Annotated in this window: 21 protein-coding genes and 2 pseudogenes; 6 read left to right on the top strand and 17 right to left on the bottom strand. The window is 68.3% G+C overall.

Going from position 1 to position 25373, the window contains the following annotated elements; all coding sequences use genetic code 11:
• Window positions 1-346: 346 nt before the first annotated feature.
• A complete protein-coding gene (katG, locus tag BZY54_RS33665; RefSeq protein ID WP_086729119.1) occupies window positions 347-2539 on the bottom strand; it encodes a catalase/peroxidase HPI in 2193 nt (730 codons plus the stop codon).
• Between katG and BZY54_RS51145 the strand changes: the two genes are divergently transcribed.
• The 4 genes and pseudogenes from BZY54_RS51145 (at window position 2538) to BZY54_RS33650 (ending at window position 5174) form a co-directional block, all read left to right on the top strand.
• Window positions 2538-2714, top strand: coding sequence for a hypothetical protein (locus BZY54_RS51145; protein WP_158103958.1), 177 nt, complete (start codon window positions 2538-2540; stop codon window positions 2712-2714). The two genes, katG and BZY54_RS51145, sit on opposite strands and share 2 nt — an antisense overlap.
• Window positions 2715-3771: 1057 nt before the next feature.
• The gene (locus tag BZY54_RS33660) at window positions 3772-4035 is read left to right on the top strand and encodes a hypothetical protein (RefSeq protein WP_086729118.1); all 264 of its coding nucleotides are present in this window, start codon (window positions 3772-3774) and stop codon (window positions 4033-4035) included.
• A gap of 114 nt (window positions 4036-4149) precedes the next feature.
• Window positions 4150-4518, top strand: a complete 369-nt coding sequence (locus BZY54_RS33655; RefSeq protein WP_086729117.1) for a hypothetical protein — start codon at window positions 4150-4152, stop codon at window positions 4516-4518.
• Window positions 4515-5174: pseudogene (locus BZY54_RS33650) on the top strand (nucleotidyl transferase AbiEii/AbiGii toxin family protein). The gene BZY54_RS33655 and the pseudogene BZY54_RS33650 overlap by 4 nt, the downstream one beginning before the upstream one ends.
• Here the strand turns inward: BZY54_RS33650 and BZY54_RS53830 are convergent.
• The 15 genes from BZY54_RS53830 to BZY54_RS33580 form a co-directional block, all read right to left on the bottom strand.
• Window positions 5069-5494 (bottom strand): hypothetical protein, encoded by a 426-nt coding sequence (locus tag BZY54_RS53830; RefSeq protein ID WP_244217473.1) that lies wholly within the window; start codon window positions 5492-5494, stop codon window positions 5069-5071. The pseudogene BZY54_RS33650 and the gene BZY54_RS53830 overlap by 106 nt on opposite strands.
• 169 nt (window positions 5495-5663) lie before the next feature.
• Window positions 5664-6536, bottom strand: coding sequence for a sodium:solute symporter family transporter (locus BZY54_RS33645; protein ID WP_244217471.1), 873 nt, complete (start codon window positions 6534-6536; stop codon window positions 5664-5666).
• A complete protein-coding gene (locus BZY54_RS33640; protein WP_143668175.1) occupies window positions 6533-6808 on the bottom strand; it encodes a hypothetical protein in 276 nt (91 codons plus the stop codon). The genes BZY54_RS33645 and BZY54_RS33640 overlap by 4 nt, the downstream gene beginning before the upstream one ends.
• A 217-nt stretch (window positions 6809-7025) precedes the next feature.
• Complete coding sequence (locus BZY54_RS33635) at window positions 7026-8126, bottom strand: phosphotransferase family protein (protein WP_244217470.1); 1101 nt, start codon at window positions 8124-8126, stop codon at window positions 7026-7028.
• Window positions 8126-9364, bottom strand: coding sequence for an acyl-CoA dehydrogenase family protein (locus BZY54_RS33630; RefSeq protein WP_086729114.1), 1239 nt, complete (start codon window positions 9362-9364; stop codon window positions 8126-8128). The genes BZY54_RS33635 and BZY54_RS33630 overlap by 1 nt, the downstream gene beginning before the upstream one ends.
• Window positions 9365-9393: 29 nt before the next feature.
• Window positions 9394-10176, bottom strand: a complete 783-nt coding sequence (locus tag BZY54_RS33625) for an SDR family oxidoreductase (RefSeq protein ID WP_086729113.1) — start codon at window positions 10174-10176, stop codon at window positions 9394-9396.
• A gap of 3 nt (window positions 10177-10179) precedes the next feature.
• Window positions 10180-11859, bottom strand: a complete 1680-nt coding sequence (locus tag BZY54_RS33620) for a class I adenylate-forming enzyme family protein (protein ID WP_086729112.1) — start codon at window positions 11857-11859, stop codon at window positions 10180-10182.
• A 42-nt stretch (window positions 11860-11901) separates the two neighbouring features.
• Window positions 11902-13458, bottom strand: coding sequence for a long-chain-fatty-acid--CoA ligase (locus BZY54_RS33615; RefSeq protein WP_086729111.1), 1557 nt, complete (start codon window positions 13456-13458; stop codon window positions 11902-11904).
• 98 nt (window positions 13459-13556) lie between these two features.
• Entirely contained in the window at window positions 13557-14708 is a 1152-nt protein-coding gene (locus tag BZY54_RS33610; protein ID WP_244217469.1) for an aspartate aminotransferase family protein, read from the bottom strand.
• Window positions 14709-14830: 122 nt separating this feature from the next.
• Window positions 14831-15946 (bottom strand): Zn-dependent alcohol dehydrogenase, encoded by a 1116-nt coding sequence (locus BZY54_RS33605; RefSeq protein ID WP_086729109.1) that lies wholly within the window; start codon window positions 15944-15946, stop codon window positions 14831-14833.
• Between the two features lie 31 nt (window positions 15947-15977).
• Window positions 15978-17366, bottom strand: a complete 1389-nt coding sequence (locus BZY54_RS33600; protein ID WP_208640850.1) for an NAD-dependent succinate-semialdehyde dehydrogenase — start codon at window positions 17364-17366, stop codon at window positions 15978-15980.
• The gene (locus BZY54_RS33595) at window positions 17363-18067 is read right to left on the bottom strand and encodes a transporter (RefSeq protein WP_086729107.1); all 705 of its coding nucleotides are present in this window, start codon (window positions 18065-18067) and stop codon (window positions 17363-17365) included. Before BZY54_RS33595 ends, BZY54_RS33600 begins: the two co-directional genes overlap by 4 nt.
• Complete coding sequence (locus tag BZY54_RS33590; protein WP_086729106.1) at window positions 18064-19458, bottom strand: flavin monoamine oxidase family protein; 1395 nt, start codon at window positions 19456-19458, stop codon at window positions 18064-18066. Before BZY54_RS33590 ends, BZY54_RS33595 begins: the two co-directional genes overlap by 4 nt.
• Window positions 19442-20377 (bottom strand): alpha/beta fold hydrolase, encoded by a 936-nt coding sequence (locus BZY54_RS33585; RefSeq protein ID WP_086729105.1) that lies wholly within the window; start codon window positions 20375-20377, stop codon window positions 19442-19444. The genes BZY54_RS33590 and BZY54_RS33585 overlap by 17 nt, the downstream gene beginning before the upstream one ends.
• A complete protein-coding gene (locus BZY54_RS33580; protein ID WP_086729104.1) occupies window positions 20370-21905 on the bottom strand; it encodes a flavin-containing monooxygenase in 1536 nt (511 codons plus the stop codon). The genes BZY54_RS33585 and BZY54_RS33580 overlap by 8 nt, the downstream gene beginning before the upstream one ends.
• Before the next feature lie 578 nt (window positions 21906-22483).
• Here BZY54_RS33580 and BZY54_RS33575 point away from each other — a divergent pair.
• Entirely contained in the window at window positions 22484-24013 is a 1530-nt protein-coding gene (locus BZY54_RS33575) for an APC family permease (protein WP_086729103.1), read from the top strand.
• Here the strand turns inward: BZY54_RS33575 and BZY54_RS33570 are convergent.
• Window positions 23952-24560 (bottom strand): helix-turn-helix domain-containing protein, encoded by a 609-nt coding sequence (locus BZY54_RS33570; RefSeq protein ID WP_086729102.1) that lies wholly within the window; start codon window positions 24558-24560, stop codon window positions 23952-23954. The genes BZY54_RS33575 and BZY54_RS33570 overlap by 62 nt on opposite strands.
• Window positions 24561-24886: 326 nt before the next feature.
• Between BZY54_RS33570 and BZY54_RS33565 the strand changes: the two are divergent.
• Window positions 24887-25373: pseudogene (locus BZY54_RS33565) on the top strand (PucR family transcriptional regulator); the annotation flags it as partial.

Here is a 25373-nt window from a genome sequence, read left to right as displayed (position 1 = left end):
TACGGTCGCCGGCGTTGCACGGGGCCAGGACGTAGCTGACGGCCCGGTGCGACACCGGCGCGTCCGGCCATCCCACCCGGCGCCGGGCGCCGTTCTGGGCGATCAGCAGGCACTCCCGGTCGAGACCGACCACGGCAGCCAGGGCGGCGGCCCCGACGGATCCGGCGTCGCCGGCGGCAGGGGAGGCCGGCACCGGTTTCGCGCTCGCGGCCTCTCCCAGCCCTGGACCAGGAGCAGACAACGACGTGGAGCCGACCCGCTCACGCAGGCATACGGCTCAGGACCGCAGAGGGCCACACTTCTCCACGTCCCGGCCGGCCGATGAGGGCCGACCGGGACGTCGGACTCAGGCGAGGTCGAACCGGTCGAGATTCATCACCTTGTTCCACGCTGCCACGAAGTCACGTACGAACTTCTCTCCCGCATCCCGGGACCCGTAGACCTCCGAGACGGCCCGCAGCTGGGAGTGCGCACCGAAGATCAGGTCGACGGCTGTGGCGGTCCACTTGACCTCGCCGGTGGCGCGATCCCGGCCTTCGAACACGTTCTCCTCCGTGGCCGACGCCTTCCACTCCGTGCCCATGTCGAGCAGGTTGACGAAGAAGTCGTTGCTCAGGAGTCCCGGCCGGTGGGTGAAGACACCGTGGGGCGACCCCTTGAAGCCGGTGTTCAGGGCCCGCATGCCGCCGATCAGCACCGTCAGCTCGGGAGCGGTCAGCGTCAGCAGGTTGGCGCGGTCCAGCATGAGGGTCTCCGGCGACAGTTTCTCGCCCGCCGGAAGGTAGTTGCGGAAGGCATCCGCCTTGGGCTCCAGCACGGCGAACGACGCCGCGTCGGTCTGCTCCTGCGAGGCGTCCGTACGCCCCGGTGTGAACGGAACCGTGATGTCGTACCCGGCGTCCCTCGCGGCCTGCTCGACGGCCGCGCACCCGCCGAGGACGATCAGGTCGGCGAGGGAGACCCGCGTTCCGCCGGTCTGGGACAGGTTGAAGTCCTGCTGGATCCGCTCGAGCGTGCGCAGTACCTCGGTCACCTCGGGGAGGTCGTTGAGCTCCCAGTCCTTCTGCGGCGCGAGCCGGATGCGTGCTCCGTTCGCCCCGCCGCGCTTGTCGGTGCCGCGGAAGCTCGCCGCCGACGCCCAGGCGGTGGTGACCAGCTGGGAGATGGAAAGGCCCGAAGCGAGGATCCTCTCCTTGAGGTCGGCGATGTCCTCGTCCCCGACCAGTTCGTGATCGACGTCGGGAACGGGGTCCTGCCACAGCTGCGGCTCGGGAATCCACGGGCCGAGGTAACGCGAGAGGGGCCCCATGTCGCGGTGCAGCAGCTTGTACCACGCCTTGGCGAACGCCACGGCGAGCTCGTCCGGGTTCTCGTGGAACCTCTTCGTGATCGGGCCGTAGACCGGGTCCATCTTCAGCGCGAGGTCCGTCGTCAGCATCATGGGGGCGTGGCGCTTCGACGGATCATGGGCGTCGCGCACAGTGCTCCTCGCCTCGGGGTCGGAGGGAGTCCACTGGTGGGCGCCGGCGGGGCTGCTCGTCAGCTCCCACTCGTACCCGTACAGATTGTCCAGGTACCCGTTGTCCCACTTGGTCGGCTCGGTGGTCCATGCGCCTTCCAGACCGCTGGTGAGCGCGTGCGGGCCCGCGCCGCTGCCGTATGTGTTCCGCCAGCCGAGGCCCTGCTGCTCGATGGAGGCGGCCTCGGGTTCCGGGCCGATATAGCTGGGCTCGACCGCACCATGGCACTTGCCGAAGGTGTGGCCGCCGATGATGAGTGCGGCCGTCTCCTCGTCATTCATCGCCATGCGCCGGAACGTCTCCCGAACGTCCCGGGCGGCGGCCAACGGGTCCGGGTTTCCGTTGGGCCCCTCCGGATTGACGTAGATCAGTCCCATCTGTACGGCGGCGAAAGGACCGGTGAGTTCTCTGTCTCCGCTGTAGCGCTCATCTCCCAGCCATGTGTCCTCGGGCCCCCAGAAGATCTCCTCGGGTTCCCAGATGTCCTCTCGCCCGAAACCGAACCCGAACGTCTTGAATCCCATGGATTCCATGGCACAGTTTCCGGCGAAGACCAGAAGATCGGCCCAGGAGACTTTCCGGCCGTACTTCTGTTTGACCGGCCACAGCAGACGGCGCGCCTTGTCCAGGCTCGCGTTGTCCGGCCAGCTGTTGAGGGGGGCGAAGCGCTGTGCGCCGCTGCCGCCACCGCCGCGGCCGTCCTCGATGCGGTACGTCCCCGCGGCATGCCAGCTCATCCGGATGAAGAGCGGCCCGTAGTGGCCGTAGTCGGCAGGCCACCAGTCCTGGGATGTCGTCATCACCTCGAAGACGTCGCGCTTCAGCGCATCGACGTCGAGGGTGGCGAACTCTTTCGCGTAGTCGTAGTCCTCGTCCATCGGGTCGGATCGGGGCGAGTGCTGGTGGAGAACCTGAAGGTCCAGCTGATTCGGCCACCAGTCCCGGTTCGTCCTGGGCCGCCGAGTCGGTGTGGGCGTCGGCGAAGGGATTACTGGGTTCTCGCTTTCACTGCCGGACATGCCCGTTCTTCTTCCTGTCTCGGTGTTCCTGCTGCCGGCCACCGCTCTTGACGTCGTTGACCTCGCTGGTGTCGAGCACGTCGACTCACAAAATCAGCGCGCCATGGCTCCCACCGGCTGGAAAATTGCCGTGCCGCGTCCGTATGGTCGCGCACCGCAGACCACACCTCCATGAAACACGCAGAGCACCCCCATAGGACAGACGTGAGAGAAGGGGCGGCCTTTCTGCTTCCGCGCCGACTTGCGACGCAGGCCGAATCGAATATGACAGCACCCGGACTGGCCGGAGGGGCCCGGCTGGTGGCGGCCGTAGGGCGTGGTACGCCTCGAACGGCGGGCGGGCGAACGGCCTGAGTGAGTAGTCGTCCATCTTGATCGCCATCTGGTGGGCCACGCGTTGGACGCCCGCTGGACCTGGTTCCGTGCGTTTTTGGGACTCATCATCGAGGTCGTCTTGCCGCGCAGTGCGGCCGATATGTCGTTCAACCGGTTCCTGGAGCGGACCGGTGGCGGATTGCACCACGTGTCGTTCGACGCCACCGATACTCGCGACCCGGCGGGCCCAGGGCTCCGTCCGCGACGACATCCCCGCCGACCCGCTCGCCGACCAGCTCAGCGCCCTGGGCAACGATTGGATGATGACGCTGCCGTTCACACCCGAGAGGCTCGCACCGCGCCAGGGCCCCGGCCTTCGTCACTGCGCGATGGTCGATCGCTCCAGTCCCGGAACATTCCGCAAGGGCTGGGGCGTGAACAATGATGTGACCGCTGCCACGAGCGTAGTCCGCGCCTGCCGCGTAGTGTCCTTTCGTCTTCATTGCGGACGTGCCGTCAAGTAAGTCAGCGACTGGTCAGCTTCAGTCCTTGATGTTGATCGGCACCCCGTTGGAAAACCGTGTCGATGTAGAGCGAAAAACGCCCTTGACCTGCAAGAGCAGGCAGGGAGCCAACCCTCTAGACGACCGAATGCTGCGCACCATGTTCAGTCCAAGATCTAGCGTTTGGGTGTTTCCGCAGGTCAGAGGCTTGATGACGCCGCTCGGGTCAGCAAACGGTCAGCATTGGGCGCCGGAGCGTCCCAGCTTGCTGACCAGGTGGCCGCGATGACGGGGGACCTGGACACAGTGCCTGGCTCCCGCTTGGGACGTTCGCTGCGTTACTCGACAGCTCGTCCGCGGTATGGGTCCGGAGTGAGTGGGCTGCGTTCGGGACCGAAGCGGCGTGCCTTGTGAATGCCGCCAGCCCACTCCGGCCGTGATCGCGACCTCGCCCGCTCCGGTGACCTTCTCGTCCACTGCGCCGGCGCCATGGGCCTCACCTTCGGCACCGTCGTCATCTCCGACACCGAGACCGAAGCCGCAGCCGACTCCGCTGCGGCGGCCCACCGCGTGACCTGCTGCGTCATGATCACCCGCGCCCGCGAGCGGGGCTGGTCCCGGGTCTGCAGGGCAGCCGGTTGCCGCGCCGCCTGGGGGATGCTCGCGGGTAGGCGATGATGCGCCAAGCGCCCACTGGGTGAGATCTCCGATGGAAGGGCGGCCGGCCGCCCGACCCGTACGTACGACAGGGGACCCCCGTATCCGCCATGCCGCCGCCTCCCAGCAGCGATACTGAATGCATGGACACGCCGATCACCCCCCCGCGCCGAGGTGCTGCGGGACCGCTACCGTAGCCGACTGCCGGAGCGCTTGCAGGATCTGGCCGGCCCCGTCGAGGGCAACGTGGACCTGCCGCTCCACATCGTCTGGTCCGGGCGGACGAGCTACAGACTGGACCGTCCGAAGTCCCGCATGACGCTCTACCGGACCGTCCTCGCCGAAGGACTGGGTGAGGACCTGGTGGCTCTCCTGCACCACCGGCTGCTCACCGAGCAGTGGCCCGTGCTGCGGCGCTTGATCAGTCCCTACATCCGCGAGGTCTGGGAGGATGCCTTCCCCGAGCCGCTCCGCACCGCTCCGGCCGACACGACCGCCGAGTGAGGCTCACTCCGCCCCACGAGCGTCTCCTCGCCGACATCCTCGACCTCGGCTCCCCCTACCCTCTGGTCCTCACCGGCCGATACGCCGTGCAGGCCCACGGCCTGGTCGAACGCTTCAGCCGTGACCTCGACGTCGCCACCGAGAACCCCGCTCCGATGCAGGAGATCGTCGCCTCACTCACAGCAGGCCTCAGCGCGCGCGGATGGCGAACCACGCACGTCCAGACCGATCCGCTCAGCGGCCGGTTCCTCGTCACCGATCCGGACACCGGCGAGGAGTGCGAGGTCGACGCCCTCAAGGAGGCGTTCTGGGCTCCGCCTGCCCAGACCCCCTACGGCCCCGTTCTTTCCCTCGACGACGTGATCGGCACAAAGGTCCGTGCCCTCGCCGACCGCGGTACCGTCCGCGACCTCATCGACGTCCAGGCTGCCTCCCGCCACCGCTCCACCGCCGACCTCGAATCCCTGGGCCGCCGTCGCGCCCACGACGAGTTCAGCCTCAAAGATCTCCGGGACCGGCTGATCGGCGCGGACTGGTACGAGGATGAGGACTAAACCGCGTACGGGCTCACCTCCCGGCAGATCGAACAACTCAAGGCGTGGGCGCTGGAGTGGGCGGAGGGTCTGGGTGCGCGGATCCATGACCATAACGCCTGAGAGGCGGTCATCGCGTCCATCCCCTCTGCCGCCGTTGCAACGAGAGGATGCGGCGCCGAGGGCTGCTGTGGCTCGTCTACGGAGGGCTGTCCCTCTGCAGAGGAAGGCTCACCTCCCCCGTTGTGTCCGGGGTTGAAGCCGGTCCAGAGGAAGGAGTAGACGAGCGCGGGGAACACGCAGGAGGCCGCGAGGCTCAGCGAGGTACGGCCCTTCTGCCCGATCAGGTCGCGGGTCACGGAGACGGCAGCGGCGAAGGTCACGCTCGCCACGGCTGTGAGGACGGCGAGGAAGGCGACACAGGCCACGAGGGTGATGAGCACGACCCGGCTGGTGGAGTGGTGGGGAGGACCTCCGATGCCAGAAGGATCGGGGCTCCCTGTCCCTTCGCATCGACCGCCCCGATCTGTTCGCTGCCCACCACCGCGGCCGCGGCGAAGCCGGTCGTGATCAGGAGCAGGTAGAAGAGGCCGGTCAGCCCTACGGCGACGCTCAGTGAGCGCCGAGCGGCGGGCACGTCCCGGCTGCGCTGACGCGAAGGAGCAGATGGGGCATCATCGCGGCGCCGAGGATGACGACGATGTGGTCGCTGATCGTGCCGAGCGGCCCGAAGTCGGCGGTGTGCGCCCACAGTCCGGGGCTGAGGTAGTCATCCGGCGACATGCTCTTGTCCATGGCGGCCGACAGCACGGATTCAGGGCTCCAGTCGAACAGGCGGAGCGCCAGCAGGGTGACTGCGGCGAGCGTCGCCAGGGCTACGGGCACCTTGGCGACCTGTACGAAACTGGTGCCGCGCAGATCGGCCACTGCTGCGAAGCAGGTGATGAGGAATCCCATCAGCACCGTGCACACCACCTGGGCCGTCTCGGTCGGCATGTCGATCAGAAGAGCGGCGGTCCTGCCGCCGGCACGCAGTTGAACCATGAGCAGGGGTACGGCGATGCACAGCGTCACCACCGCACCGGCGATCCGCGTTCCCGGTCCCTCAGCACGCAGGGAGAACAGGTCGCCCAGGGTGTAGCGGCGGGTCGCGCGAATCCTGGAGGCGAGGAGCAGGAAGACGCCGAGTGCGAGGGCACTGTCGACGGCGGTCGAGACTCCGTCGTAGCCGAAGAGGGCGATCGCTCCCGGCAGCGAGACCAGAATGACGACCGTGATCTGTTCTCCCGCCGTCGCGACGCCGTTGAAGACGGGTGGGAGAGACCGGTCGGCGACGTAGAGGCGTTCCGGGGCGTCGTCCTGAGTGGCGAGGGTGAAGACCCACGGGAGGCAAAGGCCGATGAAGCTAGGAAGGCGGTGATGACCGCGCCTCGCGGCGGAGCCGATGAGGTCGGGCGAGCTGAAGCTCAGGAGGGAAACCGTCACCAGTTGCCCCCGGCCGGACGAGAGGCAGCAGTCGTCGCCGACGCCGGTTCGCTGGAGGACGCGGCCCGGTTCTCGTACCACCACGTCCCGACGACGAGGACGACGAGCTGCGTGAGCGCCCACGTCATGCCGAGGGTGAGACGTCCGTACACGGAGATCTCTCCGAGGGCCCTGGAGCAGGAGAGCAAGACACCGACGGCGAGCGGCAGCGCGTTGACAGTGACCAGCACCCGTGTGTCACGGGGGGAGTGCTGGGAGGAAGCGGAGGGCACGGGACCTCTCTCTGATGATGAAAAGGAAGACGGACACGGCGCGAGGGGGCGCGGAGACGGTCGCAGCCGTTGAGGACAAGCAATGGAGTCGGGCGGCAGCGCTCCGTACCGGTCGAAAGTCCATGCCTGCGACCGCGGGGGCTCGATGGTGGCGCGGCCTCCACGGCCTGGTCGCAGCGAGGTTGGTGAAGAGCCCCGTACCGGGACGCGTCGGGTGTCAGCGGCGAGTGGTCGCCGTCAGGCCGGCGTATTGCCCGGCCCGCTCCAGCAGTCGGGGGACACCCGTTTCGAGCGACGGCCCGAAGGTCTTGTCGTGGGGACGCTCCCCACGCTGCCAGCGGGTGTAGATGGCCTCGCAGAAGATCGCTGCCTTCCACAGGGCGAGGGTCTGATACCAGGGCAGCGGGGTCAGATCGAGACCCGTGCGGGACTGGTACCGCTCTGCCAGCCGGCGCTGGGGGAGGTAGCCGGGTGACCGGGTCACGCGGGTGAGTTCGAGCGGGGTGGCCGGGCTGCCCGCCTCGGAGTAGGTGGCGGTGAGGTACCCCAGGTCCGCGAGCGGGTCACCCAGCGTGGCCATCTCCCAGTCCAGGATCGCGAGGATTTTGGCCGGCGCCTGTGGAGCGAACATGAGGTTGCCCATGCGGTAGTCACCGTGCACCACCGAGGCCGCCTGGCTCGTCGGCAGGTTGCGGCCGAGCCAGTCCCCGATGCGCTCCACCGCAGGGAGGCTGCGTGTGGTGTTGACCTCCCACAACCCGCGGAACCTGTCGACCTGGCGCCGGAGATAGCCCTCGGGGAAACCCAGGGAGGCGAGTTCCCCTCCGGTGACGTCGATGCTGTGCAGGGCGACGAGGGTGTCGATGACCGCCTCGCTGGTGGCCCGGCGCTGTTCGGCGGAGGAGAGGTGGGGTGGGATCGTGTCGGTGATGACGATTCCGTCGAGCCGGGACATGAGGTAGAACGGCACGCCCAGAAGCGACTCGTCCTCGCAGACGGCGACGATCTCCGGTACCGGTACCCCGTGCTCACCGAGGATCTTCTGGATACGGGCCTCGCGCACCATGTCGTGCGTCGACCTGGGCAGGGGCGGCCGCGGTCCACGGCGTAGTACGACGCAGTCGCCACCGCGCTGGATCAGATAGGTGATGTTGGAGTGGCCGTCGCCGATGCGCTGCCACGCGAGCGGGCCGCTGCCGATGCCGTGTGCGTCGAGGAAGCCGGTGACCGCGTCGAGGACCAGGAGCGGAGGGCTGTCGAGGTGACGGGTCCTCTCCCAGCTTGCGACGACTTCCACGCCGTCAGGGACGGTGTGCATCACGCGCCTCCGTCCTGGCCGACGACGGCATCGCCCCTGTACCGCTCACCGGCCCGGACCGAGGCGTGGCGGCCCGCCGAGGCGCGGCGGGCGATGGCCCACCTGTGGGTTTCGTTGGAGCCGTCGTAGATACGGAACGGACGGACCTCGCTCAGGTACTGCGCCAGCGGGAGCCCGTCGGAGACCCCGTCCCCGCCACAGATCTGGATGGCGCGGTCGATCACCCGAAAGATCGCCTCCGAGCAGTGCACCTTGGCGATCGACGACATGGCCGAACCCGCCTTCGGGTCACTGTGCAGCAGAGCCGCGGTCTTGGTGATGATCGCGTCGGAGGTCTCGATGTCGATCACCGACTCGGCGATCAGGTGCTGTGCCAAGCCCAGCGAGTCGATCGGACCGCCGAACAGCTCACGCCTTCCGGCCCGGTCCAGCGCGATGTCGTGCGCCCGCCGCGCCAGCCCCAGCCACCGCATGCAGTGCGTGAGGCGTGCCGGTCCGAGCCGGACCTGCGCGTACCGGAATCCGAGCCCCACCTCGCCGAGCACCGCGTCGTCGGCGACGAAGCAGTCCTCGAGGTACACGTGCGGGTGACCGCCGTCGATGGAGCGGTCGACGGTGTGGATCGCCTCGCCGACCCAGATCCCGGGGTTCGTCATGTCGACGAGGAACATGGTGGCCCCCTCGGGGGAGCCGTCGACGGCCGGGGTCCGGGCCATGACGATGCAGAATCCCGCACCGACAGCGCCGCTGGTGAACCGCTTGTGACCGTCGATGATCCAGCCGCCGTCGGCGCGCACGGCCGTGGTCCGCAGCGCCGCCGGGTCGGATCCCGCCCCCGGGTGGGGCTCGGTCATGCCGAAGCAGGACCGGACGTCCCCCGCCGCCAGAGGCGCGAGATAGCGCTTCTTCTGCTCCTCGGTGGCTATGAGGTTAAGCATGTGCATGTTCCCCTCGTCGGGTGCCATGCAGTTGAGCGCGACGGGACCGATCGGCGAGTAGCCGGCCTCGTGGAGAATCGGTGACCAGTGCTCGATGGACAGGCCCTGCCCGCCGTACTCCGTCGGCACGAGCGGCGCGAAGACACCGGCCTCCTTCGCCGCAGCCTGCAGTCGGCCACGGGTGGCCTGGTCGAGACGTCCCCCCGGTGGGGGCTCCGAGTCGATGACGACCTCGCGGATGAACCGGCGAATGCGCTCACGCAGCTCCGCGACGTCCGGCGGAAGGTGAGGGAAAGTCATGGCTGTCCTTTGTCTGATGGGCGCGGTCGTTACGCGGTGCCGCCGGCGACCGTGAGGCCGCCGTCGACGTTGAGGACGTGACCGGTGACCCAGGAGGAGTCCTCAGAGGCCAGGTAGGCCACGGCGGAGGCGATGTCCGAGGGCACGCCCAGACGCCGCAGCGGATAGTCGGCGGCCACCTCGGCTTCCTTGCCCTCGTACAGGGCTTCGGCGAACCGGGTCTTCACCACCGCGGGTGCCACGGCGTTGACACGGATCTCCGGGCCGAGCTCGACGGCCAGGGTCCTGGTCAGGTGGGACACCGCCGCCTTGCTCACGCCGTAGAGGCCGATGCCGGGGGAGGGGGTGTCTGCGGTCACCGAGGAGAGGTTCACGACGGTGCCGCGGCGTTCGGCGAAACGGAGCTCCGGGTGGGTCACCGCGTCCTGCACCCAGGCGAGGGTGGCGAGGACGTTGACCTCCAACACCTTGCGGGCGACGTCGAGGTCCAGGCCGACGACGGGACCGTACGCCGGGTTGATGCCCGCGTTGTTCACGAGGACGTCCAGTCCGCCGAACTCGCGTGCGACAGCGTCGAACACCTCGCGGCGGTGCTCGGGGTCGTCCGCCTTGCCGGCGACGGTGATGACGCTGCCCCGGGGAAGAGCAGCGGCGGCCTCTTCGAGCGGTCCGGCCTTGCGCGCGGTGATGCACACGCGCGCCCCTTCGGCGACGAGCCGCTCGGCGACGGCGAGGCCGATGCCCCGGCTCGCTCCGGTCACGATGGCGGTGCGGCCCGAGAAACGCCCCTGGTCGGTGTGGTTCTCGCTCATCGATCAGTCCTTCGAGGGTGATACCGGCCCGGTGCCGTCGACGCCCCGGAGCTCGGCACGCCGGATCTTGCCGCTCTGCGTCTTGGGCAGGTCGGCGAGGAAATGGATCAGGCGGGGACACTTGTAGGCGGCCAGCCGCTCACGGGAGAAGGCGATCAGCTCCTCCGCCGTGGCGGTCAGACCCGCCTTGAGCGAGACGTAGGCGACGACGGTCTCGCCGCGGTACGCGTCCGGCTGCCCGACGACCGCTGCCTCCAGCACGGACGGGTGCTCGTACAGCACGTCCTCGACCTCGCGCGGCCAGACCTTGTAACCGGACACGTTGATCTGGTCCTTGAGCCGGTCCACCAGGTAGACCCAGCCCTGCTCGTCGATGACGGCGACGTCACCGGTACGAAGCCGGCCCTCCGGCATCGTCCGGCGGGTGGCCTCGGGCTTGCCCCAGTACCCGGGCACCACCTGCGGCCCGCTCAACTCGAGTTCGCCCTGCTCCCCGTTCGGCAGCGGGTTGCCGTGCGGGTCCACGACGCGCGCGGTGAGGTGCGGCAGGGGCCTGCCGATGGACAGCGTCCCGCTCGGCAGATGCACGGGCGCCCTGTCCCCCGGAGGCACGGCGATGACGGCGGACGTCGTCTCGGTCATCCCGTAGCCGTTGTGGAGGTAGACGCCGAACCGCTCCTGGAACCGCTCGACGGTCGCCGGCGGGATCGGCGCGCCCCCGGAGTACAGGGCCTTCACCGACGCGAAGTGCTGGGGACCGGCCTGCGGCAGCTCGTAGATCGCGTTGTACGCCGTGATGGAGCCGATCGTGCAGGTCACCCCGTGCTCGGCGAAGGCCTCCAGCACGACCTCGGGGTGGAACCGGCCCGTGAGGACGAGCGTGGTGTCGGTGAGCAGGGAGATCGTCGCGTTGACCACCGCGCCGGTGATGTGGAACAGCGGGGCGATGGCGAACACGACGTCCCCGTCGCTCAGACCGGTCCAGGAGGCGTAGGTCGATACCACGCTCAGAACGTTGCCGTGGGTGTTCATGGCACCCTTCGGCGGCCCCGTCGTGCCGGAGGTGTAGGTCAGGAACGCCACGTCGTCGCCGGTCAGCTGTACGGGCGAAGGGCTGCGGCCCGTGAACTCAGCGATCAGCGCCACGAGGTCGCCGTCCGGCGCCGGGGCGAGGCGTTGCGTTGTTGCGAAGACCCGCGGATCGTTGCGGGACTGGTAGTCCAGTGCCGACGTGCTGACCAGCCATCGGACCGTGCTCCCCGCCAGCGTGCCGAGCGTCTCGTGGACGTCCGCGTCCGCGCAGACGACGCCGACCGCCCCGGAGTCGTCGATGATCCGGCGGAGCTCCTGGCGCCGGTACATCGGGTTGAGTCCCAGTGCCGTGGCCCCCAGCTTCCACAGGGCCAGCAGCACCAGCGCGTACTGGGGGATGTTCTGCAGGTACACGCCGACGCGATCACCCCGGCCGGTTCCGCGGGCCTCGAATGCGGCAGCCAGGGCGTCCGACGCCGCGTCCACCTCCTGCGCGGACAGAGCGCCGTCGAAGAAGCGGAGCGCTGTGCCCTCCGGGTTCTTCGCCACGCGTGCCTTCCAGGCGGCCACGAGCGAGTCGGGAACCGCATCCGTCCCCGGGCCGAATCCGTCGGGGAGCGTGTCCCCCCGCCGGCCCTCATCCAATGTCATCTGCCGTCCTTCCCACCCGTGTCGATGCGCTTGTCGTGCCGGTTACGTGAGTTCGCGCTTGAGGATCTTTCCGGTGGACGTCATCGGCAGCATCTCGACGATCTCCACGATGCGCGGGTACTTGTAGCCGGCCATCTGCTCCTTGCCCCAGGCGATCAGCTCATCGGGACTGGCCTCGGCGCCGGGGTCGAGGATGACGAACGCCTTGATCTCCTCGCCGTGGCTCTCGTGGGGCACGCCGACGACCGCGGCCAGGCTGATCGCCGGGTGCGTCATCAGGACCTCCTCGATCTCACGCGGGTACACGTTGAAGCCGCCGCGGATGATCAGGTCCTTCGCCCGGTCGACGATGTAGTAGAAGCCGTCCTCGTCCCTGCGGGCCAGGTCGCCGGTGCGGAACCAGCCGTCCCTGATTGCTTCGGCTGTGGCGTGGGGGCGACCGTGGTAGCCCTTCATCACGTTGTGGCCCTTGACCGCGATCTCGCCGATGGCGCTGCCCGTTCCGTCGTCCTCGACCTCGGACCAGTCGGAGTTGACGAGCTTGAGTTCCACGCCCCAGATCGGCACGCCGATGGAGCCGGGCCGCGGCTCTCGCGCCGGATCGCTGAAGGTCACCACCGGCGAGGTCTCGGAGAGGCCGTAGCCCTCCAGAACCTGGACGCCCAGTCGCTCCCTGACCTGTTTGATGATCTCGGCAGGGAGCGAGGCACCGCCGGAGACGCCGACTCGCAGGTTCCTCGCGATCCTTGCTGCGTCGACATCGTCGGTGAGCGCCTGCAACAGGCCCCACCACATGGTGGGGACGCCTGCGAAGAAGGTGATGTCCTCCTGCTGCATCAGGGACACCGCCTGCCGGGCGTCGAATCGGGGCAGCAGCACCAGTGTGCTCGCCGTCGAGAAGCCGGCGTTCATCTGCACGGTCGCGCCGAAGGAGTGGAACAGCGGCAGCACGAGCAGGTGGGTGTCCGAGGCCGGCTGGTTGTCCAACAGCCGGTTGCAGGCGAGGGCGTTGAGAACGAGGTTGGCGTGGCTGAGTTCGGAGCCCTTCGCCTGTCCTGTCGTACCACTCGTGTAGAGCAGCACAGCCGGGTCGTCCCCGGTGGTCCCCATGCTGTCGAACGTCGTCGGCGTGCCCCGCAGCGCGGCGCCCATGGTCTCGACGCCCTCGATCGGGCTTTCCGCCTCGGGATCGGCGGTGATGAGGAAGAAGTGCTCGCAGCCCGCGGTGTCGGTGAACCCGGCGTGTCCCTCCGCACCCATCGGCAGACCCGCGTCTCCCTCGAAGCAGAAGTACGCCTTCGCCTCCGAGTCGGCCAGGTGGTAGGCGATCTCCCGGCCCTTGAGCAGGATGTTGAGCGGTACGACGACGGCGCCGGCCTTGAGGATCCCGTAGTAGACGATCGGGAACCAGGGCAAGTTCGGACAGCTGAGCGCGACCTTGTCGCCGGGCCAGATGCCGCGGTCGACCAGGAGGTTGGCGACCCGGTTCGCGGCGGCGTCGACCTGGGCGTAGGTGAGGCGCGTCGGGCCGAGGACGACTGCGTCCCGGTTCGGGTGGGCGCGGGCGGAGTCCTCGAGCAGGACCGAGAGGTTCAGCATGGTGTCTTCCAGGAATGTGGGCCAGGCCAGGTCGCGGGGGACGGGACACACGGCCTGGCCCTGAGCGGGTGGGGGCTACACGTGGCTTGATGCGGATGTCACAACTTCCGCAGCAGCTGGTCGAGGGCCTCGGCCGTCGCCTCGACGTCGGCGGTGGTATGGGCCGTACTGATGAAGACCTTGCCGGACGGCATGAACAGGAAGCCCTGACGCAGCATCCCTTCGAGGATCGCGGTCCAGAGCCCGCCGGTTCCGTGGAGCCCCGTGGCCCCACCGGCGGGGACGTACTGGAGGAGCGAGCCGACCCGGTTGAAGCGGCCGAAGTCAGGAGATGAACCGAGGGCGCCACCGACGAGGGCCTCGAACTGGGACGAGGTCTGTTCGAGCAGCGCGTAGACCGCAGGATCGGTCAGGACGCGCATCGTCGCCTCGACGGCTGCCAGTGCGATCGGGTTGGCGTTGAAGGTTCCGGCATGAACGACGCCGGACGTCACCTGATCGACCAGCTCCGCTCGGCCGACGACGGCGCTCTGCGTGAAACCGCCGGCCATCGCCTTCCCGAAGACGGACAGGTCGGGCAGCACGCCGTACTTCTCGGCCGCCCCGCCCCGGGCGATTCGGAACCCGGCGATCACCTCGTCGAAGATGAGGACGACGCCGTGTCGGTCGCAGAGCGTTCGCAGCGTCGACAGGAATTGCGGTGAGGGTGCTTCGACGCCGGCGTTGCTCATCACCGGGTCGACGAGCACGGCCGCGATGTCGCGCTCGACGGACTCGCTCAGCAGGCGTTCGGCCAGCTGTACGTCGTTGAAGCGCGCCACGACCAGGTCGTCCAGCACGCTGGTCGACTGCCCTGGTCCGCCGGGGGATGCAGGGCGATCGCAGTCGTCCTCGGACATCCCGGCATACACGGTGTCATGCCAGCCGTGGTAGCTCTTGGCGAACTTGAGCACGCGGCGCCGCCCGGTGACGGCTCGCGCGAGGCGCAGCGCGACCTGCACCGCTTCGGTCCCCGTGTTGCTCCACAGCAGGCGCTCGCCGTGCGGCACGGCTTCGAGGACCGCTTCCGCCGCGCGATACTCGAGCGCGTGGCCGGTGCCGACGACCTGCATCTTCTTCGCGACCTCGGACACCGCGGACAGCACGCGCGGGTCACCGTGACCGAGGACGAGCGGGCCCCAGGCCATCACGTAGTCGATGTACCGGTCGCCGTCCAGGTCCCAGACGTATGCGCCCTGTGCCTCTTGCACGAAGAGCGGATGGGGAGGCATCGCGGCGCGCAGGCCTGACCCCACACCCCCGCCGACGCTGCGTCGAGCTCGCTCGAACGCCAAGCGTGATGATTCCAGGGCCATGCGATTGCCCCTGCCTTTCAGTACCTGATCACCGAGCGGATGCCGATGCCGCGCTGCATCTGGTCGAACGCCTCGTTGATGTCCTTCAGATCGATCACACGCGTCACAAGGGAGTCGAGATCGATGCGGTTGTTCATGTAGTGGTCGATCAGCATGGGGAAGTCGGAATCCGGCTTGCTCGAGCCGTAGTTCGAGCCGATGAGCGACAGCTCCTGATCGGACATGACGAACGGGTCGATGGAGATCCTCATGCCGTCCGCCACCTGCCCGGCGACCACCGCCGTGCCGCCTCGGGCCAGGACCTCGTAGGCCGACTCGATGGTGCGTGGCAGCCCGATGGCCTCGATGGCGATCTCCACACCGCGTCCGTCGGTGAGCTCGTGCACCCTGTCGGCGAAATTCTCGCGGCCGTTGTTGATCAGATCTGTCGCACCGAAGACGCGTGCCTGCTCGAGCTTCTCATCGGAGATGTCCGCGGCGATGATCCTCCGCGCGCCGGCGAGCCGAGCACCCTGAATCGCGTTCAGGCCGACGCCGCCGCAGCCGAGGACCAGCACGGTGTCGCTCGGACGCACCTTGGCCGTGTTGACGGCCGCGCCGACGCCGGTGGTGACGGCGCATCCGACCAGAGCCGACTGTTCGAACGGGGCGTCGTTCCGGATGGCGATCGCGCCCGATTCGGGCACGAGAGCGTACTGGCCGAACGTTCCGAGGCCCGCGAAGCTGTAGACGTCGTCCCCGCTCACGGACGCGATTCGAGACCGGCCGTCGAACGACAGATGATTCGCCGAGTGTTGGCTGACCATGTCACAGAGGACCGGTCTGCCACTGATGCAATAGCGGCAGCGGCGACAGGACGGCGTCCAGGACAGCACGACGTGATCGCCCTTCTTCAGCGTCGTGACACCTTCGCCGACACTCTCGACGATCCCGGACCCTTCATGGCCGAGAATCATCGGCGATGGCACCTCCCATTCGCCTACGACGACGTGAAGGTCGCTGTGGCACACCCCGCTTGCTTTGAGCCGCACGAGCACCTCGCCGGGCGGAGGCGTCGAAGGGAGAGTCACTTTCTCGATGGTCAGTGGTTCGTTCGGTGCCCTGAAGACAGCGGCGTCGAATTCGATGGTCATGACAGGTTTCCTTCTGTCCGCGCTGTGGCGATCACGTCCGAGCGGTGCGGATGAGTTTCTTGTTGGCGAACTCGTCGATTCCCGCCCGGCCCAGTTCGCGGCCGAAACCGGACCGCTTGACCCCACCAAAAGGCAGTTCCGCGCCCTCGAGTCCGACGCCGTTGATGAAGACCATGCCTGCGTCGATCTTGTCCGCGACGCGCATCGCCTGCTCGGCGTCCGTCGTGAACACGTAGGAGCCCAGGCCGTACGGTGTTCCGTTCGCCAGGTCGACAGCCTCGTCCTCGGATCCGGCTCGATAGACGATCGCGACGGGGCCGAAGAGCTCCTCGGCGGCCGACGGCGACGTCGGCGATACGCCCGTCAGAATGCCGGGCGGGAAGTGCGCCCCTTCGCGCTGTCCTGCGGAGACGAAGGTCGCCCCGTCATCGATGGCTCGCTCGACTTGTTCTTCGAGGCGCTCGGCAGCGGCGACCGAGGACAGTGGCGCCAGGCCGTCGGCCATGGCGAGGACTTTCTGGGTGAACTTGTCGAGGAACGCGTCATAGATGTCGTCGGCGACGATGATTCGCTTGCCGGCGTTGCACGCCTGCCCGGTGTTCTCGAATCGAGCGTCGACCGCCGCCTGGACCGTGGCGTCGAGGTCGTGCGTCGACAGCACGATGAAGGGGTCCGAGCCGCCCAGTTCGAGCACCACCTTCTTGAGGCTGCGCCCGGCCCTTTCGGCGATCTCCGCGCCGGCCCGCTCCGAACCGGTGAAGGAGACGCCTTGCACCCTGGGGTCCGCGATGGCGCGAGCGATCTGCTCGTTGGTGGCGTAGACGTTGACATAGCTGCCCTCGGGACAGCCCGCGTCCGTGAACAACTGCTGCAGAGCCGCGGACGACTCCGGACACTGCGGCGCGTGCTTGAGCACGATGGTATTGCCCAGCGCGAGATTGGGTGCGGCGAATCGGGCGACCTGGTAATACGGGTAGTTCCAGGGCATGATCCCCAACAACACGCCGATCGGCTGGCGACGGATGAAGGCGGTGCCCTCTGCCTCGAGAAGCTCGATCGGCTCGTCGGCGAGGAACCTGTGCGCGTTCTCGGCGTAGTACCTGTAGATGGAAGCGCTGAACTCGACCTCTGCGATGGCCTGGTCCACCGGCTTGCCCATCTCCCGGTGGATGATCTCGGCAAGTTGCCCGCTGCGCTCGCTGTGCAAGGTGGCGACGGTGCTCAACAACTGCGCGCGCTGAGCCACCGAGGTCTGCCTCGACCATTGCGCGTAGGCCTGCGCCGCCGAGTCGAGCGCCCTGTCGACAGCCTTGTCTGTCGCGGCGGGGTACCCCTTGACCAACTTGCCGCTGGCGGGGTCCACCACCGCGTACACGGGCCTGTTCGCCATACTGACTCCGTCTTCGTGCTCGGGGTTCATGCGATGGCCCCTGTTGCGTGAGCGGGCTTCGCATCCAAGGCCGCGTTGTGGTGGTGCAGCGCGCGGTAGGCGCGGAAGTAGACGAATCCCTGGGTGCCCCAGGTCGCCAGCGCAGCGGTGTAGAAGACCGTGCGGTTCTCGTCGTCGAACGGCAGGGGGAACAAGTCGTAGGTGATCGCGATGGCGGTCCCGGCGGCGGTGACCAGTCCCGTCCAGATCGCCGGCCACCTCGCGCCCGCGTCCCAGAGCCGCTTGACGAAGTACCCGACGAAGACTGCCGTGAGGAGATTGACGACGAGGTAGAACACGGCGACCGAGAACGCGGCGCGGTCGGTGTGGAGATCCGCGCCGTGGAAGTGCCGGAGGAACAGACCGGCCACAATCGCAACTCCGAACAGGGCGACATCGACGCCGAGGCTCGGCTTGTAGCGATGGGTGACCTTCATCAAGCCCATGATCAGGATGAGCGTGATGCCGACCGACCTGGAGAACGCGTCGAAGAAGTACGCCACGTCGTACAGGACGCTGCCGCTGTCGGCTCCGAGCAGCGACCAGAGCAGGAAGTTGCTGCCCGACGTCGCGACGACCATCCACTCGAGACCGAGGAGGTAGTTGCCGTACCGGCGGATGAACCTCCATCCGTAGAAGTAGCCGGCGAAGATCATCCACAGGTCGGCCAGCAGGAACAGCGCTTCCTTCATCGCAGCGCCCCCTCCCGGACGTCGCGGGACAGGAGGGCGGCGACGCGCTCGGCGGCGCGCTGGCCCGTCAGGACCGCGCCGTTCATGGTGCCGGCCCATTCGCCGGCGGTTTCGGTACCGGCCCAGTGGATGCGCCCGTGGGGCTCGGTCAGGGCCCTGCCGTAGCTCGTGGTCGCGTAGGGGGCGACAGCAGGATTGGGACCACCTGGGGCGAACGGTTCCGATCCCCAGCAGTGGTCCACGTAGTCGATGGGGTTGCGGGCCTGCGGACCGTAGAGGTCGGCGAGCTGCTGGATGACCCGGTCGCGTCGGGTCTCGGCGCTGAAACCGTCGAAGACGCGCGGATCGCAGAAGGCCATCAGCACGCCCGGTCCGCTGTGGGCGGGTGACACATCGAAGGTGATGAACACGGTTCCGGTGTCGGTCACTGCCTCGCCGGAGAGTCCGCCGGCCCGCCAGAACGGCACTTCGTAAGCCGCGAAAGCCTTGCTCAGCACGCCCATGCGCCAGGTTCGTGTGAGCCCTTCGGCCTGCTCGGGCAGAGCGGGATCGAACGCGATGGCGGCGCGGTGCGCCGGCGCGGCCGTGACGATCCCGTACCTGGCGTGGATCTCGTCGGAGTCGGTGTGGACGGTGACGCCGTTGTCGTCCTGCGCGATACGGCGCACCGGTGTCCCCAGGCGCACGCGGTCGCCGAGCTTCTCCGCCACCCGCTTGGCGATCTCCTGGGTGGTTTCGACGAGCCGGTCCTGCTGCTGGCCGCCCTCGACGTCCAGCATGTGATCGATGCCGCCCGCTGCACGGATGTAGCGCAGTGCGTGCAGCAGGGAGACGTCTGACGGGGTGCAGCCCCACTGCACCTTGCTGATGACGGTCATCAGCGCACGGGTGCTGGGCAGGGCGTTCTTCCGGTCGAGCCACTCGCCGAACGAGATGGTGTCGAGCCGGCTCGCCTCGGGCGACTCCCACGCCGCGTCCACGTCGATGGTCGAGACGAGCTTGTTCACGGCCATCTGCATGCGGGCCATGTCCACCAGGGCCGCGGGGGAGACCTTGGGGATGGTGCCGCTGTAGGTGCGGCGCCGGCCTGCCATCCACAGCACGTTGCGACCCTGGTTGAACTGGGCGGTCGTGGTACACCCCACCCGGCTCGCAAGGTCCCGGATGGCAGTGTGGCGCCGTGCCACCCACGTTGCTCCGAGGTCGACCTTCACGCCTGCCACCTCGCCGGACAGGGATCGGCCTCCGACCCGGTCGCGGCCTTCCACGACCAGGACGGACTGCCCCATGCTCGCCAGTCGCTCGGCAGCGCTCAGGCCGGCGAAGCCGGCACCGACGACCACGACGTCGACCGAGGTGTCCCCGGAGCCGGGCTTACGAGATCCGGACATGGTTTCCTCCTTCGCCCACGCGGTCCGCGTGCTGCGAGATGTACTGGGTGACGGGGCCGACGAGGGCCTGGGGAATGTGGTGGCCCATGCCGGGAATGACCACGTGCTGGGCCGAGCGGATCGCCTTCACCGTCGCTTCGCCGCCGCTCGGGTGGACCAGCAGGTCCCGGTCGCCGTTGATGACGAGCGTCGGTGCCGTGATGGTGCTCAACTGGGCCGTCCGGTCTCCGGAGCGCTGGATCGCCTGGACCTGGCGCGCCACGCCGGCCGCCGGGTCACCGGCGCTGCGGTCCCAGCCGCGCGCTGCGATGGCCGCCTCGGCCGCGTCGTCGATGGGATATCCCGTTCCCGCGACGTGCCTGGTGATCCGCAGGTGGGCCCGGACCGCCGCGGTTCTGGTCCTCGCCGGTGGGGCGGCGAGGAGCCGGATCGTCGACAGCGCCGGCTGGCCCACTTTCTTCGACCCGGTGGTCGAGTAGATGGAGGTCAGCGACAGAACGCGCTCGGGGGCCGTGGCCGCGATCGTCTGCGCGATCATCCCGCCCATCGATCGCCCCACCAGGTGCACCCGCGAGATCCCGAGGCAGTCGAGTACGCCGACGGCGTCCTGGGCCATGTCGGCGAGCGCGTACGCGTCGCTGCGCGGGCGCCCGGCGAGCTGACGCCACAGCGCCGGAGGGGGTGCGGCGACGAACGTCGACTGGCCGACGTCACGGTTGTCGATCGCGACGACCCGGAAACCGCGGGCGACGAGCGAGCCGAAAAACGCGTCGGTCCAGAAGGTGAGGTCCTCGCCCATACCGGCGATGAGGAGGATGGTGGGGTCGGCCTTGTCGCCGAAGTCCCGGAAGCAGATCCTCATCCCGGACGGCAGGGCCGCGTACCGGTCGGTGCTCTCCGCACCGCTCGTCTCAGACATGGGTGGCTCGCCTCCCACCGAGCGACTGCGCGGCCGCCCGACGGGAGCCGAACTCGAGGTGCTCGTCGGCCACCGGGCCGCGAAGGGCCTTGGCGTCCTCGGGGTAGGACATCGCCATCCGCCAGGGCTTTTCGAGGCCCTGCTTGGGCATGCGCTTCTCGGCGCGCTTGGCGTACCCCGCCTGAAGGTCCATGACGGGCCTGCGCTCCGTCCCCGCCGGCGCGACCGGAACCACCGTGTCGCATCCGCGGGCGTCCATGTGCCTGACCAGGTCGATGAAGTAGCGACACATCAGGCTCACCTTGAGCGTCCAGGACGAGGTGGTGTAGCCGATCGCCATCGCCCAGTTCGGAATCCCGCTCAGCAGCATTCCGCGGTAACAGAGCGCGTCCGCGATGTCGACCTGACGCCCGTCGACCACGATGGGCATGCCGCCGAAGAGCTGCAGGTTCAGCCCCGTCGCGGTGACGATGACGTCGGCTTCCAGCTCCTCACCCGAGCTCAGCACGATTCCGCGTTTGCTGAACCGCGCGATCGTGTCGGTGACGACGGTCGCGGAACCCTTCTTGATCGCGTCGAAGAAGTCGCCGTCCGGCGCCAGACACAGACGCTGGTCCCACGGGTCGTACGGCGGATTGAAGTGCTTGTCGACGTCGAACCCCTTGGGCAGCCGCTTGATGTTCTCGCGCCGGATCAACCGACGCCCGGCCTTCGGGAACGTCCGCAGTCCCTTGACGACGGCGCGGTCGAGCCAGATGTTCTTGAACCGCGTCACGGCGTACCCGCGCTCCTCCCCGAGCACCTTCGTGAGCGCCAGGGCGACCTTGTCGACGCGCGGCAGCGCCAGGACGTACGTCGGGGTCCGCTGCAGCATCGTCACGTGCCGGGCGGCGCCGGGCCCGGTGGCCATGGCCGGCACCAGCGTGATCGCCGTCGCGCCGCTGCCGATGACGACGACCTTCTTGCCGCTGTAGTCGAGCGTCTCGGGCCAGTGCTGCGGATGGACGATCGTGCCTTCGAAGTCGTCGCGCCCCGGGAACTGGGGGGAGAACCCCTCGTCGTACCGGTAGTAGCCGGTGGCGGCGAACACCCATCCGGCACGGATCGTCTTGGTTACGGTGCCCCCGCCGGCGGGGTCGGCTGCCTCGACGGTGAGGGTCCACCGCGCCTCGTACGAGGACCATTCGGCCCTGACGACCCGGTGGCGCAGCCTGATGAGGGGCTCCAGGTGGTTCTCCTCGACCGTCTCCCGAAGGTAGTCCCGGATCAGCGGCGCGTCGGCGATCGCGGCTTCGTGACGCCACGGCTTGAACTCGTAGCCGAACGTGTGGAGGTCCGAGTCCGAGCGGATGCCCGGGTAGCGGAAGAGCTCCCACGTGCCACCGATGTTGTCGCGGCCCTCGAGCACGAGCAGGGACTTGCCGGGGAGTTCCCGGCTGAAATAGCTGGCCGCGCCGATTCCGGAGATCCCCGCTCCGATGATGACCACGTCGAACTCCTCGACGGCGTCAAGCACCTCAGTTGTCATGGTGTTTCCTCGCTGTTCCCGGGGTGGTGATCTCACTGTCGCCAGCCACGGCCACGGGCGGAACGACAGGGTGCACCAGCTGGTCCCAGGGCTCGGTGCACGATGCACAAGCGGTCCGGCAGCGCCGCCCTCAGGCGGTTGCAGGCAGCCGGGCACGGCCTCGGCCGAGGTCTCGCCGACTCTCGAAAGAAGCCGGGATCCCGCGGATCTCTCTGCTGTGGCCGACCTCGCCGCATCTCTTGCGGTGACTTCACCGGCGTGATAGTCGTTTGCGGCGTTTACCAGTACTAAACACGTGCGGCAGCGCGTGCCTCGCTCGAGGACTCGAACCGGGCTCAGTCCTGAGAGGTCGTGGCTCTCTCTGGTAGCCGTCGCCCGCGGCCACCTCATCGGCCGGCTCTCTCCAGGTCGATCACTGGATGCACGCCGCGCACGTGGCCGGAGAAGCAGAACCCGGATCTCGTCGCCCTGCTGCGGGGCAGACGCGCCGGTTCACCCCGTGTGGCCGTACCCCCTCACCTCCTCATCACCCAACCATGACGAGCCGGCACCGGCCCGTGAGCTGAAAGGTGGTCGACATGGCCGACCTCTCCGAGACAGGGCACTTCGAAGCACCCGGCAGGGAAGCAGGCCCAGGCAACCCGCTGCGCCGCGGGCTCGGCGTACCGCAGATCGTCTTCATGGTCGTCGCCGCGGCGGCGCCGCTCGGGCTGGTGGCCGGCGGGGTGCCGATCGCCTTCGCCGTGAGCGGCAGCCCGGGAATGCCCCTGTTCTTCGCGCTGACCACCGTTATGCTGCTGATCTTCGCGGTCGGCTTCACCCTGATGGCGGGACGGGTGCGCGACGCGGGCGCCTTCTACGCCTACGTCCAGGCTGGGTTGGGCCGGATACCCGGTCTCTCGGCAGCGACCCTGGCGCTCTTCTCCTACACACTGATTCTCGTCGGGGTGAACGCCTACGTCGGCGTCGCGACGAGCAATGTCGTCGAGCGGTACGCCGGCATCAGCTCCCCGTGGTGGTTGTGGGCGTTCGTCTCGCTGGGGATCATTGCTTCCCTCGGCTATCGGGACATCGAGCTGAGCGCCAAGGTGCTCGGTGTCGTGCTGGTGCTGGAATCCCTCCTGCTCCTGGTCATGGACCTCGGCATCGTGGGCCACGGTGGCGCCCATGGCCTGACGGCGAAGCCCCTGTTGCCTTCGATCCTGGGGAATGGCTCCCCGGGCCTCGGCATGATGTTCGCCTTCTTCGGGTTCATCGGTTTCGAGGCGACGGCCGTGTTCCGCGACGAGGCCAAGGACCCTGACGTCACGGTTCCGCGAGCGACGTACGTCGCGATCCTGGTGGTCGGGATCTTCTACTCGTTCACCGTGTGGGCGGTCGTCTTGGGCGTCGGCGCCGACTCGGTGACCGGCGCCGCGAAGGCCGACCCCGAGGGCCTGGTCCTCGCGCTGGCGCGGAGCTACGTCGGACCCGTCTGGTTCGACGTGATGCAAATGCTCCTGATAACCAGTCAGTTCGCGTGCGCGCTGGCCTTTCACAACGTCGTGACGCGCTACCAGTTCGCGCTGCCCCGGGCCGGTGCCCTTCCGGCGCGGCTGGGCGTCGTTCATCCCCGGCACCGGGCGCCGTCAGCGTCCTCGGGCGTCGTCTCGGCGGTCGCGTTCGTCACCACGCTTGTCGTCGTCGCGCTCGACCTGGACCCGATCGCGAACGTCTACGCCTGGTTCTCCGGCGCCGCCACCCTCGGCATCGTCCTGCTCATGGCGGCCACCAGCCTCGCGGTGATCGGCGTTTTCCGGCAAGTCGATGAGCAGGATGGGCAGCGGTCGGTGTGGCGCACGGTCGTGGCCCCGGCCCTGGCCTTCCTCGGCCTGACCTGTGTGGTCTACCTGGTGGTTGCCAACTTCCCGCTCCTCGTCGGCACCACCGAGGGCGCCTGGGTGATCGGCGGGTTCGTCGCCCTCTCGGCCGTAGCCGGCTTGGTGCAGGCGCTCGTCATGCGGACGTGCCGCCCGGCTGTCTACGAGCGACTCGATGCGGGCGGCTCTAGGAGGGTTCGCGGGCGACACGAAGGAGCGGAGGCGACAGGACCCACAGGACCTCGCTGACCGTCGTGCCCGGATTGTCGAACTGGTGCAGCGTCCGACCGGAGAACGAGGTGGACACACCGGCTGACAGCATCCGGGTCTCGCCCCCGACGATCAGACGGGTCGAGCCGCTCAGTCCCAGCGCGAAGATCGTGGTGGTGTCGAGCCGATAGGGGCCACCCGTTCCCCCGCCTGGTTCGATCACTGAACGGAAGACTTGGAACGCCGTGGTGCTGGCGGGCGTGAGCAGGTACTCGGTGACTCCTTCACCGCCCATGTCGATCCGGCTTCCGCCCGCCACGACCTGCTCATCGGGGTAGGCGAACAGCTCGCCGACCCCGATCTTCAGCACATCGCAGACTCGCAGCAACGTCGCGACGGACACGTTGGTGAGACCACGTTCCAACTGACTCAGGAAGCCCTTGGTGACGTCTGCCTGATGCGCAACCTCCGTCAACGACAACCCGCGGCTGAGCCTGATCTCCCTCAGTTGCGCGCCTGTGGACGCTTCGAGGGCAGGGGAGCTCTTGGCTGCTCCGCCCGCCTTCCCGCTGTCATCGATGGACATGGTGTGCTCACCGCCCGTCCTGAGGTCGAAATCGTGTGGCCTTCGGGAGAAGGGGCGACGTCGCCGAACCCCTTGCAGCACCCCTGACGGCGTGATAAATCTTCCGCCGTTTACTCATACTAAACACCACGCTGCTGGAGACCACGTGCGGGGCCGGAAGCCGCCGCTGCCGCATGGTGGTAGCGGCCCGACGCCTCTCGCTGTCGTCGGCCGACGGCATGGCACCCGACCTCGCTGGCGGCCATGCCGCTGGCCGGCCCTTCCTCTGTCTGTGACACGGCACGTCGGGAGCGCCGGCTCCAAAGGATCAGAGGGAGACTTGAGAAATGGAAGATCTGTGGCCCCCGCCCTCCCGCGAGGTCGCTGATGCGATGAGGTCACTCTGCCAGCGCCTGCTGACGGAAACGGACGCACTGGTCGATGCCTTCGCAAGGCCCTCTCTCGTGGCCCAGAACGATCCTGCCCTCCTCGCCGATGCCTCGCTGGTCGAGGAGGATCGGGAGCTCAACCGTTCCGATCTCGTCCAATGGCTGACCGCGAACATCCAGAAACCGGGGCGGCGGGTGGAGCCGTACGTCGGCCCGAGGACCACGGCGTACATCAACGATCTCGTCTCACGTGGCATCGCGCCCGACTTCGCTGGTGCCTGGCGCGTGGCACTGGGGATCGGCTGGCGGCGATGGCTGGAGGAATGCGTGGCGCACTGCGCCGACGCCGACCTGCTCGTGGGGGTCTTGGACGTGTCGGGGAAGTCGCTGGTGCAGTACGCCCTCGATTCGGTCGCGGCCCTGCGCGAGGCCGGCCTCGCCGCTG

The sequence above is a fragment of the Streptomyces carpinensis genome (assembly GCF_002154505.1).
GTDB classification, from domain to species: domain Bacteria; phylum Actinomycetota; class Actinomycetes; order Streptomycetales; family Streptomycetaceae; genus Streptomyces; species Streptomyces carpinensis.
Note: the sequence above shows the minus strand (reverse complement) of the source record. Positions and strands in the feature narration are given on the sequence as shown.

Bases quoted from the DNA above. Each gene is read 5' to 3' on its own strand.
- BZY54_RS33630 (WP_086729114.1), bottom strand. From the start codon at position 9,364: ATGACTTTCCCTCACCTTCCGCCGGACGTCGCGGAGCTGCGTGAGCGC.
- BZY54_RS33575 (WP_086729103.1), top strand. From the start codon at position 22,484: ATGGCCGACCTCTCCGAGACAGGGCACTTCGAAGCACCCGGCAGGGAA.
- BZY54_RS33595 (WP_086729107.1), bottom strand. From the start codon at position 18,067: ATGAAGGAAGCGCTGTTCCTGCTGGCCGACCTGTGGATGATCTTCGCC.
- BZY54_RS33585 (WP_086729105.1), bottom strand. From the start codon at position 20,377: ATGTCTGAGACGAGCGGTGCGGAGAGCACCGACCGGTACGCGGCCCTG.
- BZY54_RS33660 (WP_086729118.1), top strand. From the start codon at position 3,772: ATGCCGCCAGCCCACTCCGGCCGTGATCGCGACCTCGCCCGCTCCGGT.
- BZY54_RS33635 (WP_244217470.1), bottom strand. From the start codon at position 8,126: ATGCACACCGTCCCTGACGGCGTGGAAGTCGTCGCAAGCTGGGAGAGG.
- BZY54_RS33615 (WP_086729111.1), bottom strand. From the start codon at position 13,458: ATGCTGAACCTCTCGGTCCTGCTCGAGGACTCCGCCCGCGCCCACCCG.
- BZY54_RS33580 (WP_086729104.1), bottom strand. From the start codon at position 21,905: ATGACAACTGAGGTGCTTGACGCCGTCGAGGAGTTCGACGTGGTCATC.
- BZY54_RS33590 (WP_086729106.1), bottom strand. From the start codon at position 19,458: ATGTCCGGATCTCGTAAGCCCGGCTCCGGGGACACCTCGGTCGACGTC.
- BZY54_RS33600 (WP_208640850.1), bottom strand. From the start codon at position 17,366: ATGAACCCCGAGCACGAAGACGGAGTCAGTATGGCGAACAGGCCCGTG.
- BZY54_RS51145 (WP_158103958.1), top strand. From the start codon at position 2,538: ATGCCCGTTCTTCTTCCTGTCTCGGTGTTCCTGCTGCCGGCCACCGCT.
- BZY54_RS33620 (WP_086729112.1), bottom strand. From the start codon at position 11,859: ATGACATTGGATGAGGGCCGGCGGGGGGACACGCTCCCCGACGGATTC.
- BZY54_RS33605 (WP_086729109.1), bottom strand. From the start codon at position 15,946: ATGACCATCGAATTCGACGCCGCTGTCTTCAGGGCACCGAACGAACCA.
- BZY54_RS33625 (WP_086729113.1), bottom strand. From the start codon at position 10,176: ATGAGCGAGAACCACACCGACCAGGGGCGTTTCTCGGGCCGCACCGCC.
- BZY54_RS33570 (WP_086729102.1), bottom strand. From the start codon at position 24,560: ATGTCCATCGATGACAGCGGGAAGGCGGGCGGAGCAGCCAAGAGCTCC.
- katG (WP_086729119.1), bottom strand. From the start codon at position 2,539: ATGTCCGGCAGTGAAAGCGAGAACCCAGTAATCCCTTCGCCGACGCCC.